Raw genomic sequence first — 13,489 nt, forward strand, 5'->3', positions numbered from 1 at the left:
ACTGATTTTCGATATTGTACTACCACAGCAACGGAGCAGCAGACATTAAGACGGACTGAACGTTAACTAAATAAGGTATACACAATGAAAAAATCAATTTTAGCACTCGCACTTGCCGCAACTACTACGGTTACAATTGTTGGCACAGCAGTAGCCTGTACGACAGCCGTTTATCACAATGGTAATGCCTCTGTGTCATCACGCTCTATGGATTGGCATGGTTATGACGAGGCCGAAGTTTTAGGCACAGGAAAAGGTGTCGAAACCAAATACGCCGCCACCGAAAACGCTGTTTCTGGGGTTAGCCAATATGCGACCCTTAAAATTAAATCTTTTGCACAAGCAACCTCTAGTATGGGTAGCAGCCTAGTAGCGGAAGCGATGAATGACCAAGGCCTAGAAGCGCGCATTCTCTACTTAGGAAGAGAGTACACAGCGTTTCCAGAGGGGTCGGCTGGAACTCCTGATGTATCGTCACTTCAAGTGCCTAACTGGGCAGTCGATAACTACGCAACAGTCGAAGGTGTGATTGACGCTATACAAAACGGTAAAGTCGATATTATTGAAGACGAAGTGTGTAACTTACCTGGAAAAGAGGGTCATTGTACTCAAGCGCCAGTTCACTACCAGTTTGCTGACAAAACAGGCGACAAAGCGGTTGTAGAGTTTGTGCGCGGAGAACTTAAAGTTTATCGTGGCGACAACGCGGCTCAACTATCGAATAACCCTGAACTAGCTGTCCACCTCGAATTTGACGCTAATGGCAAAAAATCGGATGGCTCTATTCACCCAATCGACCGACGTTTGCGTGCCAAAGAAATCATTACCGATATGTACGTTCGAAACGTTACGGATTCAGACCAAGCAAAAGTCGCGATGCGAGCAGTGGCCAACAGCACATTTGCAGGGTACGAGCAGTTAGATTACACACTGGATAACCCAGCGACGTTTCCAACATTGTGGACGGTACACACAGACCGTAATAGCGGAGAATGGGTATTAGATCGTCACGATACATGGGCGGCTGAAAAGTATGATTTCACTCAGTTTGACAACACGATTAGCGAATCAGTATCACTAGGGATCCACCCAGCTCACAAATAATATCGATAAATAGGACACCCCTTAAAGCCCTCATTAGCGCCAAGCTATTGGGGGCTTTTTTTATGAAGCCTGAGAAAGGTTATAGGAGAGGGCAATGATTCCTTTACACGACACAAAATCAAAGCAACTCCGTTGGTGCTAGGCAATTCGTTATACTGTATCGTATTAATGCTGATTGTCTGTAGTATCAAGGAGTACCATGAACGTTGACATAGCCCTGCCAATTGATGTCGATATAGCTTCAATACACACATTAACCCGCCAATGGGGTTATAGTGCGACCGCAGATCAAACTAGAGTTTGGGTACAGGAGCTAACCGAATCGAACAAACACGAAATGTTTATAGCAAAAATAGGCACTAACGTTGCAGGTTGGCTGGTCGTAGAGCAAAGGATATTTCTTGCATCCCAGAACAAAGCTGAGATCGTAGCGCTTGTAGTGGGGGAGCAATTTAGACTTAAAGGTGTTGGGCAGTCATTAGTATCAGCCGCCGAAAAATGGTCGTTGGACAAAGGCTTAACTTGCATTGTCGTTCGTTCAAATATTAATCGCCAAGAATCACATAAGTTCTACCCTAATGTTGGGTTTACGCTGGTTAAAACGTCACACAATTATGAGAAAACTCTCACCGAAGGCGGCAGTAAGAAACTTTAACTGGAACGACTTGGTTATGTACTCGCTTAAAATAAAATACAACAACGCAATTGAGTAGCAGTTGAAGACTCTTGTTAGAGGATCGAGGACTAAGCCAAGTGAAAATGAAAGCAAAAGCACATTCGGAAAGTACATTACGTTATTAGACATGTTTAGATACTAGATAGCCGTGGCAAAGGCCAAACGTTTAATACGATATTAATGGCTTAATCGACGATGCGCGGTTAACACCGTGAAATAATAGACTTTCAATGATGTCATTTCGAATGCGAAGTACCATCCTAGTTCATGGTTCACTATTGTAGAGTACCTGAACCAAGGGGATATAGAGCCAGAGACTGAATTTGGTCGCGTTCTTGCCTTTAAGATAGCGCGCTAACCTTCAATAAAAACAGCTTTTACTAACGCAATCGCGATCTTTTAAAAGTAACAACGACAAAAAGTGCACCTGATGTGCACTTTATGAATTAACAACGGATTAATGGGTTGTAGTCATAAGTAAAAAACTAAGGTAAAGCATTATTCGTGAATACTGAGTAACCCTTGTTACTACTCCTGCGTTGCATGCATACGATGCCCAGAGCTAACAGGAAATACACGATCATAAATGACATTGTACAACGCAGCATAGAAAAGCGCGTAAACAACAAATCCTATGTCAGCGATAAATGCTTCAATAAACGATAGATTTAATGAAACAGCTAATAGTGGGACAGTTACTAAAATAAGACCAAACTCAAATAGAAGTGTATGTAACACTCGCTGCAATACGGACTTTTCACAATGTCCTTGAGCTTTTAGTAACCATTGGTCAAACAAATAATTGAAAACCAAATTCCAGATCATTGCCAGTAGTGAAATGGCTACTGCAACAAAACCGATATGATGCTTAGGGCCGTCAAAGAACAGCGATCCTAAAGGAATGAGCGTTGTAATGAGCCCAACTTCAAATAATATCGTATGGCGTAGTCTGTCAAGTTTTGTTCTAGAAACCGTGTGCTTAGTATTCATTGTTCTCTCCATCTTTCCGTCGCAAGCTGTAGTCTTGTTATTGGCGTACAATCAGACGACTGTGCCTTTTGATGGAGTTATTATCTAACAATTATTTACCGAGATTAAGTTAGGTTGTATTTAAGAAATAGATAGGTAATGAGGGGAGGCCCTGTTTTATAATAGTTTAATCATATTCAGTGCTACAAAACACGTTGCATTTGTCTACAACTCAACAAATTGCTCAATGAAATACTGCCCCGCAGGCCCAATAGACGGTGTCCAGCAAAGCTCAATAGGCCAACGTGTCTGATTATCGTCAAAGTCCATCGATAATTCGACTAACTCACCACTATTTAGTAACGGTGTTGCTAAAGGCTCAGGCAGCATAGCAAACGCTAAACCATCCAATAGCAATGCCCTAAGTTGATAAAATCGAGCGCATTCAATTAGGTTGGTGCTAAAACGCAGTGATTCAATCAACCATTTATCGGCAAATTCATTTTCTTGCGGTATCAGTTGAGAATGGAGTAATAGATCGTGCCGAGATAGCTCGCCCTTTACCTTAGCTAGTGGATGCGATTGGGCTGCTACATAGCGCCAATCAATTTGATCAATTGTTCGTGTCTCATAGCCAGAACGATTCTCCATTTTGGCCGGCGCTATGATGATGTCTGCTGCTCCACTGACGTTAGGAGCAAGAGCCTGCGTTTGCTCTACATCGATTAGGTTTAGTTTTACTTCTGGATAGGCTTTGATGAGACTTCTAATCGCGTCGAGATGTGTCTCATAGAGCGTAAAGCCGTAGGTAGCAATGGTCAGTTTCTCTTCTATGCCCGCTTGGTATGCTTGTGCTCTTTTCTCCATAGCCTGCAGTCTAGGTGCAACTTCCAGTGCTTGGAAATAGAGCGCTTTGCCCACTGCAGTTAATACTGGCGCTTTGCCTGCGACTCGATCAAATAGGACGACGTTTAAGTCGATTTCCATGTTTTGAATAACCTGGGCAACTGCGGAGGCTGTGACTCCGAGTTTTCGTCCCGCGGCAGAAAAAGAACCGTTTTCAGCGACGGAAACCATATAGAGTAAACGTTCAGGAGTAATTAGCATTTAAGCGGTAATTATTTAGTTCGAATCATGATAACCAATAATAGAGTTACACTGTTGTTTGGCAAGTAGATTATAACTAATGCGTAGAGAAGATAAGAGCCTCTTACAAGCAATCGAGAGGCTCTATTTGGTGAATGTACATAGATTAGAAGTAGTAGTTCGCCTGTAGCCAAGCAACAGTATCTTCTTTAGGCGACAAGCCTTTTTTAGTTGATTCCCCGGTGTATTCTATTTTTGCACCAATAGATGCGTTATTGAGTATCATAAATCCACCGCCAACTTCTACTTGCGGTAACCACTCTTTACTGTCGGCATGGTAGGTCGCTTTCGGGTTGGCATAAATCCAATGCCCGTCGTCGAAACCATACATTCCGTATAGTCCGGCTTGTCCAAGTGCTGACTCTGATGTAGCGCCTGCAACCGTATCTTTTGATTTTGTATAACCAACAGAAGCCATAGGGAAAAGTTTAATATTGTCAGTTACATTAAACTTGTAAATCGCACCCGCAAGGGCTGTGGTGGTATTTGCATCACCTAGAACATCCACCGAATATCCAAGCCCTTCCGTCACATGGAAGTAACGACCGCGGTAATTAAGATCTCCTGTTTTGTTGTCCACGCCAATATCGGCTTGGAAAATATTGCTTCCAAGACCAATCATACCGTTTAGTTGCGTCCCGCCTTCACTTGCGCTCACACCGAGTGTAGTAAAGCTAGCGGTTGGATCTCCGTAGTTCACTTCTTCGGTCGCTTTTTCGTTGGCTACCGCTGCACCGCAAAGTGCAGTCATTGAGAGAGCTAATAGTAGTTTTTTCATTGTGTTTACCTATTTCGTAATGTTTGAAGTTGAAACAATTTTTGCATTCCTATTGAAATAGGTTAAATTAGTAACCATTAAAAATATCAATAGGTACCAAGGATGATTAACCTCGAATATTTACACGCATTTGTAACAGCAGCTGAGAAGGGTTCTTTTTCTGCAGCGGGGCGCCATATAGGAAAAAGTCAAAGTACAGTCAGTGTGAGTGTCAGTAACCTAGAAACTGATCTTGGTGTTCAGCTTTTTGATAGGGCTGGAAAGTACCCGGTGATGACGCCAGAAGGAGAGCATTTATATCAACAAGCAAAGGTATTAATGCGCCAAGCTGACAGAATAGAGCACTACACAACTAGTGTCCGAGACAAAGTCGAAAACAGTATTGCTATAGGTTTAGACCCATTGGTTCCTTTTGCATTTGTTGAAACGGCGCTTGAAAAGCTAGCGCAAAAATACCCGTTTACCCAGGTACAAATCTTTAAAGAAAAAAGTGAAAGTTTATTTGCAGCTCTCAACGACAATCGCGTGGATTTTGTATTGAACCTCACTTCTCAGGGGATCCCAGAATATTTTGAGTTTGCGTGTTTTAAGGAAGTTGAATGGGTGTGTGTTTGCAGTCCAGATTGCGATTTGGCTGATCTTAAGGTCGTAGAAAATGAAATGCTTACCACAGAGCGACAGATAATCTGCAGTAGTATGTATGAACATGGGGTGCTTGGTCCTATTACTACGCTATCCCAGTCAATCTGGTTGGCACACGATCAAGACGACATGATTAGGATGGTCGAGCAAGGGATTGGCTGGGCATTTTTGCCAAAAATTATGCTTGAAGAGCGCGTTGCTCTAGGTTCGCTAGTTCAATTTCAACCAGCGTTTGTTAAAACAAGTCAATCGTATGGTCTCGACTTGCTGTGGAAGTCTAACACTAGCTCGGGTCCGGTAGCTGAGTACTTCAGGGAACTTTTGTTTAGAAACTAAAGTTCCTTTACTGAGTTTAAAACTAGAACTTGTAGATAAAGTGGCTACGCATAGTTATGTGCGAGTTCGCCATTTTATTGTTTAAAAAACAGTAGCTCATATAGAGAATTGCTTACATAGCTATAGTTGAACACCAATAAGCTAAACCAAAAGTCCGCGCTGATAACATCCCAGAAGGTACCATCAACGAGAGTAGAAATCAGTGGCGTCGTAAGTACTACTAAGCCTAACTGAAACAACGCAATGTAAATGCCTTTAATGGCAACACTTTTTTCTACAGATTTATATCGCTTTAATAGGATACTATCAAATCCAAAATTGTAGGTAGCGTTCCAAAAATCCGAGAGAAATAGAAGAAGCAGTAGTTTACTGCCAAACGGAATGAAATCAGTTATATCATTCATAAAGAGTGGGGCTACGGCAATTAAAACTACAGACTGTAGGAATAGTAATTGTCGTAGTCGGCTTCTATAGGGTCGAATATTGGGTTGTACAATAATGTTGGTCATGTTTTGCCTCCTGTTAACGGCGGCATTGTCCCAACATCAGAGCCTAAATATTAAATTAGGACCCATTAAAATATTCGATACACCTCGATGATTTTTTGTTAAGAGCCACTAAGCACGCTGATTTAAAGTTTCGAACCAAGCAAACTAATTGACTATTTAACTCGTTTCTAGTGACTAAGTGACTAAGTGACTAAGTGAGTAAGAAACTAGAATTTTTATGTTTAATTTTTAATAACTTAAAGTTTCTAGCATATGTAATGGATTACATATTCTTTTCTGTGGCACGTATCAAACTTTAACTAATGTACTCAACTATTTTTGAGTGTAGTATAGTGCGCTTAAAATATGCGCATACCCCAATATCAGGGATTCGATTTGGTTTGCTTAGCTGTTGTGTTAAGCAAGAAGGTACACAATGAAGCTTCGTCAACTTTTACTGCTTATTTCAACTATTTTAGTAACGATTCCATTGGTCCTTTTTTGGGTTTGGCCATATTCAGAAGCGTTAGAGTCTGAGATTAAAGATGTCGAACAGCGTCATCTTGTTATCGCAAAAAACCTGTCGACCGCGTTTGAGCGCTATTACGATGATGTCATCGGCTTCTTCTCCATTATAGATTTACCTTCTGAAAAACAACTGTTGTTGCCAGAAGTCTCTGCATTGATGAGTACTTACCATTTCACAATGGTGAGCAAGGTTAATGACCGAGGTGAAGTGACCCGATGTCTTTTCTATTCAAGCCAGCCCTGCCCAAAAACGATGGACTCACATCTGCTAGAGCTTGCTAAAAAAACAACTGTAGTAGGTGAGGTGTCCATATCTACCGTCACAGTAGATAGTACTCGAGACCAGCAGCCGATAATGCTAGTGGTTAAGGAAGTGCCCAATGGGTTATTGGTTGGTTATCTTTCTACACAATATATTTTTGAAACAGGCAAGAAGGTCGCATTCGGTGAGCAAGGTCATGCGGCGATCGTCGATCAGGCAGGCAATGTATTGGCGCATCCTTTAACTTCTTGGGTACAAGCTAGGAAGAACATCTCTTCAATAAGCGCTGTGCAGAAAATGCTGAACAAACAGACGGGTGTCGAGCAGTTTTATTCTCCCGCACTTAAAGGGGATATGATTGCGGGATATACCTATGTGCCAAAAGCCAATTGGGGAGTCATGGTTCCACAACCGGTTGCCGAACTAAGAGAAAAGGCAAACAATATTGACTATATGGCTATGTTAGTCATGTTGATTGGCCTAGGTTTAGCGATGTTGGTTGTTTTGCCACTTTCTTTGGTTGTGATAACACCACTTAATCGCTTACTACAATCTATCAAGTCTATAGAAGATGGTGTTCCGCGTAACAAAGCTCTTAAGCATAATGGGAATTTTACCCCATTTGAAATTCGCCAGCTTAATCACTCGCTGACTTCGATGGTGGATAAACTGAATGCTAACAAGTTTGAAATATCAAAATTAGCGTTTCTAGATGCCACAACAAACCTGCCAAATCGAAGTTACTTTGAACAGTTGTTTGACTTATCGACTAAATCGTCCAAATCTGCCAAAAGTATATCTACTCTAGTATTCATTGACTTTGACGATTTTAAAAGCGTTAACGATAGCTACGGTCATCGTGCGGGTGATCAATTGCTACACCAGTTTGGCCAACGACTTGCTAAGGTATTGTTTAAGCAAAGTTACGACAATGACCCACTCAGTTTCTTTGATGGTTTACCTGCGCATATCCCTGCGAGGTTGGGTGGTGATGAGTTTGTTATATTGTTTCGTGACATAACCTCTGACACTGAGGTTGAAGACCTACTAGAACGCGTCAGAGAAAATGTTTTTGGCCTGTATGAACTGGAAGATGATGTGCAGCTTACTTTGACGGGTAGCATAGGCTTAATTCGTTTTACTACATCGAATGCCGATTACGACTTCGTACTAAAGCAAGCTGACGTAGCTATGTATGATGCAAAGTCATTAGGTAAGAATCAAACACAAGTTTACGCTCAAAGAGCGTAGCCTCCTCAAACCATAGTTAGTCGTAAACGCAACTGACTGCCGAAATACCTTACACTTTGTAAGGGTAAGTTTTTAAAACTTCTTAATTAACAATGGGATAAATAGTGGTCTGATTTGTGCTTAACACTATTGAACTAGTAAGTAAGTGTAACAGACTTAATCTGGGTGGCAGATGTGATGTCACCTAATACCTACGTTGTTAACAAGGAATTTGACTATGATCAGCACGTTGAAACAAGGGTTCCTCGGCGCCGCACTCGCGGTTGTGGGGTTTAGTACTCAAGCATTTTTTATCGACTTTACTGATGCCGATGTATGGGGGGGCGCGGATGGCGCGCAGACATACAAAGCTATGCATGAGGGTCCCGACCAAGATTTTTGGATAGAACTTTCCGCATTTGATACTATTCGAAGAACCAGTCCAGTGTTGTCTGCAAACGATCCAAATACTTCTGGCTGTACTGGTATGTTTGCGTGTGATTTCGATGGGATCGGTATAGAAAACGGTAGCTGGTTAGATGATCCTGACGAAATCGGGTACAAAGAATGGTTAAATGTGGCCTTTTTGAACTCAGATTTAGAAATGGGTACAGCGCTCATTAATACCATTTATTTGATTGATCTTCGTCCTTATGAGGACGGTGGAATGTCCGCTTATATCGATGGTGTTGAAGTGGCTAACACTGAATTTTCAGGAGACAGTTGGCGTGGAATTTACAGTCTAGACGTTGGCATGGTTGCAGACTCATTTGACTTGTACTCAAGTTGGGCGTTTTTTGACAGAATTGATGACTTTGCGTTAGCTGGTTTAGACATCTCAGACGATTTTTCCGACATCAGTATTTTCTCCGTTGATGTTCCTGAGCCTGCCACATTAGCACTGTTTGGATTAGGGCTATTTGGCGCAGGTGTAGCGAGACGTCGAAAAAACTAACAGTTTGAGCTGAAATTTTTAAAGCGCACTTTTTCGAAGTGTGCTTTTTTTTGTCTTAAATTAGGTGAATTAGCCAACGAAGAGTCACCAGAAACACTTCGGATAGTTTAGAGGTTTGTCTATATTTGACAGAGTGTTAGCACACGTGAGATAACACAGGGACATTATTGCAATATCTTGAGAACAAGGAACGTCTCCATGAGCGATGCCACGTCTTTTCGGCCGAAAGAGAGCGAACAAACTAACGCTAATAGTAGCCACCTCGGGATATTGGTTGAATTACTAAAGTTTATAAAGCCCTATAAGACTCAAGTTTTACTTGCGGTGATTGCACTGGTGTTTACAGCCGCAATGACGCTGACTATTGGGCAAGGCGTTCGCTTACTCATTGATACCGGTTTCGTTCAACAATCACAGCAGCAGTTGCAATCCGCTGTGCTGTTTATTATTGGTGTGACTGTCTTTATCGCAGCAGGTACGTTTTGTCGTTTTTATCTGGTTTCATGGCTGGGCGAAAGGGTGAGTGCCGACATACGAAAAGCCGTGTTTAATCATGTGATATCCCTTCATCCGAGCTACTTTGAGGCTGCTGGTAGTGGCGACATTATGGCGCGCATTACTACAGATACAACATTGCTGCAAAGTATCATTGGATCGTCGTTTTCCATGGCCATTCGAAGCGTCCTCATGTCGATTGGTGCGTTGATCATGTTGTTTGCCACCGATGTAAAACTGTCGCTGATCGTTATGATTTCCGTACCGCTCATTTTGGTGCCTATTCTGTTCTATGGTCGAAAGGTTAGGGCATTATCGAAACAGAGTCAGGACTCGATGGGCGATGTAGGCAGTTATGCTGGCGAAGCAATCGAACATATAAAAACTGTCCAGAGTTATATTCAAGAATCGCAAGAGTCCAGCCGCTTCTCCTACGAAGTAGAAAGAGCATTTGAAATTGGTAAAAATCGAGTCAAGCAAAGAGCAATACTAATCGCAGGTGTCATTATTATTGTTTTTGGTGCAATTACCGGCATGCTTTGGGTTGGGGGCAGCGATGTCATTGCTGGGCGTATGAGTGGCGGTGATCTTGGTGCATTCGTCTTCTATGCTATTTTGGTGGCTTCCTCATTTGCGACCGTATCCGAAGTATTGGGTGAATTACAAAGAGCCGCAGGTGCAACGGAACGATTGATCGAAATATTGCGTGTAGAAAGTGCTATTACCGCTCCACAAGATCCTTTGAACCTAAATCAGATAGATGCAAGTATCGCGTTTAACCAAGTTGACTTCTTTTACCCATCTCGTCCAAAAATAGCAGCGCTTAAACATCTTGATGTTAAGGTAAGTTCCGGCCAGGTGTTGGCGTTAGTTGGTCCGTCTGGTGCAGGCAAAAGTACGATATTCGAACTACTTCAACGTTTCTACGATCCACAATCCGGTACCGTGACGATTGGAGAACAAGATATTACTCAGTTCAACCCTTCAGAACTGAGAAATTTAATGGCTCTAGTTCCTCAGCAACCCGCACTGTTCAGTAGTGACGTGCTGCATAACATTCGATACGGCTGCCCAGATGCAAGTGACGAAGAAGTTATAGAAGCAGCTAAAAAAGCACATGCCCATGAGTTTATTCAAGCGTTACCCGAAGGCTACAAAAGCTACCTGGGTGATAAAGGCGTGCGCTTATCAGGTGGTCAAAGGCAACGTATTGCAATAGCACGAGCCATTCTAAAAGATCCTCAAATATTGTTACTTGATGAGGCCACATCTGCGTTAGACAGCGAAAGTGAACATTATGTTCAGCAGGCATTGGAAGAATTAATGAAAGGGAGAACTACCGTAATCATTGCCCATCGTTTATCAACCATTAAACATGCCGATCAAATAGCGGTTATGGAGCAAGGAAATGTGGTTGCAACTGGAACGCACCAACAACTACTGCAGTCCAGTCCTATGTATAAACGACTTGTCGATTTACAATTTAAACAGCATTGATGAAAGCATTGATTTGAACCAAAACAGGTATTTTTGCTGATTACTAAGAACTTTTACTGAAGTATGGTGCGCTTACTCACAATGAGTTCATCGTATTCAAAGGCAACTCATTTGTAACGTTGCACATCGCAGAGGACTCTATGACGTACTCCACTCAACGCGCTCCAGTTAAACGAATGAACATTATGGCTAAGCCTATTGGCCCCAATGTGTGGCAAAGGGTTAGCCATAGAGGTTAACGGCGATGTGTTTGAGTGCGACCACTATGTTTATCCAGAATATAAACTCGGCAATATCCAAACTAACACCCTAGACGAATTGCAATTTAATCCTGCTCAAGAGAAGTTTGGTCGTGCTAAAGAGACCAGTTTGCCTAGTCAATGTAGGCAGTGTGATTACCAATTTGCCTGTTATGGTGAGTGTCCTAAAAAATCGCTTTGTAAAGACAACCAGTGGTGAGGTAGGGCTGAACTATCTATGTCGTGGTTGGCACCAATTCTTTTCGCATATCGATCCCTATATATCTATGTTAGTACGCTCAATGGGCTATGACGTCCATAAACAACTCAATAGCGCTGCAATGCGCATTCAATTGTAGGTAAAAACATGAAAAACTATCTGTTTTTACTCCTGCTCATTACTAGCAGTTCGTTTGCCTCTGAAGGAGTGAGTTACGACTCTTCGCAAGGGCGCGAAAAGGTTATTGGGATGAAGGCTCTGGCGTATGAGGATATGTCGTCTAACTATACTCACTATGCTGAGCTATTTAACCTATGCCAAAAAACACCGAGCGCAAAGGCTTGCGACGTAGAGCAAAAACAAGCATCGGCCAACTATCGAGCAAGCAAAGCGCGTTACGATGTGCTTACCATGTTAGTTGAAACCGGGCTTTTACTCGCACCTTTGCCCAAAATAGCGCTTAACGAATTTTATCGTTCGTTGATCATACTCGGTTACGCCGAAGATACTGGGGCTTATACAGAGGAGGCTTTGTTAGACGCTGCTAATCTATGGAACAAAGACCATGGCTTTAAGAATACCGTGGCGTTAACTCTGATTCAGCTGTCAATGTTACAGGCACAAATTGCGAGCAATACATAAAGACCTCGTCCAAACCTTTAGAACTCAACAGCATGTATTAGGGCGATGTTTTCTCTGCAGTTGTACACTTTGGGTCAAATAATCAGAGCGAAAGTGTAAACTGAGCTATATTTAGTCAATCAACTCACTATAGTAGATAACGTTTTGAAAATTATAGTTCTAGGCAATCAAAAGGCCACTACTTATTTTCTACCAGAGGTGAGGACCACAAACGGTAAACCATTCATGCAGCCACATCTTTATATAGGAATAGTGATGTTTGACTTGCCCTGCGTCTGGTAAAACCTGGCCACTCAATTGATTTTCACCTGCAACCTACGTGTAAATTCTGTAGGTAATTCTACACGTTACTATAGAGCCAAATTGTATGGCTAACTGTTCACCGAAGTAACTAACGATGAAATGAAAGTCGACATAGAAATTGTTTCTAGGCTTAGCAAAAGGGGTAGTAATGAAAAACGAGTCTAAGAAAGAGGCTGACTTAAGCAAACTCAGTCAAGAACAAAGAGATATTCTTGAACTTCAGCAAGCGTTAATGGCCATTGAAAATCGGCAAGCGAAGAATCAAACCGACAAGAATGAACGAGCTGAAGAATCCTCAACACCAGAAACGAGCACAACCGAAGCGCCCGAAAGCAACACTACATCAGCATCCCAGTCTCCAGAATGCGAACTGCTACTGGCGTTAGCGGATGAAGTGAAAAATTCGTCAAACGAAGAGTTTGATCTCGAGGTCGTCAAAAAGAAACTGGCTGGCCTAGAGGAAGAGCTTAAAAATATACCTATCGCTGTTGGCATTGGTCTATTCACTGCCGGACTGCTCGTGGGCCGTACATTAAAATAACTCGTAAATTAAGGAAAGCGTAATGAGTGAATTCGTGGATAAGATGCAGGTGGCTACGAAAGCCCAATCAGCGTTACTAAAAGCTGAGATGAAACGAACAAAAATTACCGCGGTATTAGTCGTTATAAGTGTTCTTTGTATGCTGATAGCCCTGCTAGGCCTCAATGCGGGATTTTACTTCTATTTAATGGAACAACAGCCCCAACAGGCAGCGGCACTAACACTGGCAGGTACCAACTTTGTTTTGGGGGTTATTCCTCTCATCGTCGCCAATAACTTACAACCCAGTGACGAAGAAAAGCTGCTCCAAGATATTCGTGACCGCGCCTACGAATCTGCGACTGGCCCAATTACCCAATTATTGTCTCCCACTAAGTCTTTAGACGGTCTTTCTCCCCTGATTGGTCTTGCAATCAAAACCCTTATAAAAAAATAGCA

13 protein-coding genes and 1 pseudogene are annotated in these 13,489 nt (G+C 42.3%); 10 read left to right on the forward strand and 4 right to left on the reverse strand.

Features of this window, described 5'->3' with window-relative positions; genetic code table 11:
* The first annotated feature begins 84 nt into the window (after window positions 1–84).
* Together JQC93_RS04215 and JQC93_RS04220 are read left to right on the forward strand one after the other, a co-directional pair.
* Entirely contained in the window at window positions 85–1,104 is a 1,020-nt protein-coding gene (locus tag JQC93_RS04215; RefSeq protein WP_205157192.1) for a linear amide C-N hydrolase, read from the forward strand.
* Window positions 1,105–1,303: 199 nt separating this feature from the next.
* Complete coding sequence (locus JQC93_RS04220; protein WP_205157193.1) at window positions 1,304–1,759, forward strand: GNAT family N-acetyltransferase; 456 nt, start codon at window positions 1,304–1,306, stop codon at window positions 1,757–1,759.
* A 549-nt stretch (window positions 1,760–2,308) separates the two neighbouring features.
* Here the strand turns inward: JQC93_RS04220 and JQC93_RS04225 are convergent.
* The 3 genes from JQC93_RS04225 to JQC93_RS04235 all read right to left on the reverse strand — a co-directional run bounded on the left by JQC93_RS04225 (window position 2,309) and on the right by JQC93_RS04235 (window position 4,673).
* Window positions 2,309–2,770, reverse strand: coding sequence for a PACE efflux transporter (locus JQC93_RS04225; protein WP_205157194.1), 462 nt, complete (start codon window positions 2,768–2,770; stop codon window positions 2,309–2,311).
* A gap of 204 nt (window positions 2,771–2,974) precedes the next feature.
* Entirely contained in the window at window positions 2,975–3,856 is an 882-nt protein-coding gene (locus JQC93_RS04230; RefSeq protein ID WP_205157195.1) for a LysR family transcriptional regulator, read from the reverse strand.
* A gap of 145 nt (window positions 3,857–4,001) precedes the next feature.
* The gene (locus JQC93_RS04235; protein ID WP_205157196.1) at window positions 4,002–4,673 is read right to left on the reverse strand and encodes a hypothetical protein; all 672 of its coding nucleotides are present in this window, start codon (window positions 4,671–4,673) and stop codon (window positions 4,002–4,004) included.
* Window positions 4,674–4,775: 102 nt separating this feature from the next.
* Here JQC93_RS04235 and JQC93_RS04240 point away from each other — a divergent pair, with 102 nt between their 5' ends.
* Window positions 4,776–5,651 (forward strand): LysR family transcriptional regulator, encoded by an 876-nt coding sequence (locus JQC93_RS04240; RefSeq protein WP_205157197.1) that lies wholly within the window; start codon window positions 4,776–4,778, stop codon window positions 5,649–5,651.
* Between the two features lie 74 nt (window positions 5,652–5,725).
* On the opposite strand, the gene JQC93_RS04245 is transcribed toward JQC93_RS04240, so the two are convergent.
* Window positions 5,726–6,160, reverse strand: coding sequence for a chlorhexidine efflux transporter (locus JQC93_RS04245; RefSeq protein ID WP_205157198.1), 435 nt, complete (start codon window positions 6,158–6,160; stop codon window positions 5,726–5,728).
* Window positions 6,161–6,575: 415 nt separating this feature from the next.
* Between JQC93_RS04245 and JQC93_RS04250 the strand changes: the two genes are divergently transcribed.
* The 7 genes and pseudogenes from JQC93_RS04250 (at window position 6,576) to JQC93_RS04280 (ending at window position 13,487) form a co-directional block, all read left to right on the forward strand.
* Entirely contained in the window at window positions 6,576–8,180 is a 1,605-nt protein-coding gene (locus JQC93_RS04250) for a sensor domain-containing diguanylate cyclase (protein ID WP_205157199.1), read from the forward strand.
* 217 nt (window positions 8,181–8,397) lie between these two features.
* The gene (locus JQC93_RS04255) at window positions 8,398–9,114 is read left to right on the forward strand and encodes a PEP-CTERM sorting domain-containing protein (protein WP_205157200.1); all 717 of its coding nucleotides are present in this window, start codon (window positions 8,398–8,400) and stop codon (window positions 9,112–9,114) included.
* A 198-nt stretch (window positions 9,115–9,312) separates the two neighbouring features.
* Window positions 9,313–11,106: an ABC transporter transmembrane domain-containing protein gene (locus tag JQC93_RS04260; protein ID WP_205157201.1), complete on the forward strand. Its 1,794-nt coding sequence runs from the start codon at window positions 9,313–9,315 to the stop codon at window positions 11,104–11,106.
* A 189-nt stretch (window positions 11,107–11,295) separates the two neighbouring features.
* Window positions 11,296–11,704, forward strand: a pseudogene (locus JQC93_RS04265) (SPASM domain-containing protein); the annotation flags it as partial.
* Between the two features lie 8 nt (window positions 11,705–11,712).
* On the forward strand, window positions 11,713–12,207 hold the full coding sequence (locus JQC93_RS04270; protein WP_205157202.1) for a hypothetical protein: 495 nt from the start codon (window positions 11,713–11,715) through the stop codon (window positions 12,205–12,207).
* A gap of 451 nt (window positions 12,208–12,658) precedes the next feature.
* On the forward strand, window positions 12,659–13,051 hold the full coding sequence (locus JQC93_RS04275) for a hypothetical protein (RefSeq protein WP_205157203.1): 393 nt from the start codon (window positions 12,659–12,661) through the stop codon (window positions 13,049–13,051).
* Window positions 13,052–13,073: 22 nt separating this feature from the next.
* Window positions 13,074–13,487: a hypothetical protein gene (locus JQC93_RS04280; RefSeq protein ID WP_205157204.1), complete on the forward strand. Its 414-nt coding sequence runs from the start codon at window positions 13,074–13,076 to the stop codon at window positions 13,485–13,487.
* Window positions 13,488–13,489 lie beyond the last annotated feature (2 nt).

The organism is Vibrio ulleungensis (assembly GCF_016900875.1).
Taxonomy (GTDB): Bacteria; Pseudomonadota; Gammaproteobacteria; order Enterobacterales; family Vibrionaceae; genus Vibrio; species Vibrio ulleungensis.

Bases quoted from the DNA above. Each gene is read 5' to 3' on its own strand.
- JQC93_RS04215 (WP_205157192.1), top strand. From the start codon at position 85: ATGAAAAAATCAATTTTAGCACTCGCACTTGCCGCAACTACTACGGTT.
- JQC93_RS04235 (WP_205157196.1), bottom strand. From the start codon at position 4,673: ATGAAAAAACTACTATTAGCTCTCTCAATGACTGCACTTTGCGGTGCA.
- JQC93_RS04240 (WP_205157197.1), top strand. From the start codon at position 4,776: ATGATTAACCTCGAATATTTACACGCATTTGTAACAGCAGCTGAGAAG.
- JQC93_RS04250 (WP_205157199.1), top strand. From the start codon at position 6,576: ATGAAGCTTCGTCAACTTTTACTGCTTATTTCAACTATTTTAGTAACG.
- JQC93_RS04220 (WP_205157193.1), top strand. From the start codon at position 1,304: ATGAACGTTGACATAGCCCTGCCAATTGATGTCGATATAGCTTCAATA.
- JQC93_RS04275 (WP_205157203.1), top strand. From the start codon at position 12,659: ATGAAAAACGAGTCTAAGAAAGAGGCTGACTTAAGCAAACTCAGTCAA.
- JQC93_RS04255 (WP_205157200.1), top strand. From the start codon at position 8,398: ATGATCAGCACGTTGAAACAAGGGTTCCTCGGCGCCGCACTCGCGGTT.
- JQC93_RS04270 (WP_205157202.1), top strand. From the start codon at position 11,713: ATGAAAAACTATCTGTTTTTACTCCTGCTCATTACTAGCAGTTCGTTT.
- JQC93_RS04230 (WP_205157195.1), bottom strand. From the start codon at position 3,856: ATGCTAATTACTCCTGAACGTTTACTCTATATGGTTTCCGTCGCTGAA.
- JQC93_RS04225 (WP_205157194.1), bottom strand. From the start codon at position 2,770: ATGAATACTAAGCACACGGTTTCTAGAACAAAACTTGACAGACTACGC.
- JQC93_RS04280 (WP_205157204.1), top strand. From the start codon at position 13,074: ATGAGTGAATTCGTGGATAAGATGCAGGTGGCTACGAAAGCCCAATCA.
- JQC93_RS04260 (WP_205157201.1), top strand. From the start codon at position 9,313: ATGAGCGATGCCACGTCTTTTCGGCCGAAAGAGAGCGAACAAACTAAC.
- JQC93_RS04245 (WP_205157198.1), bottom strand. From the start codon at position 6,160: ATGACCAACATTATTGTACAACCCAATATTCGACCCTATAGAAGCCGA.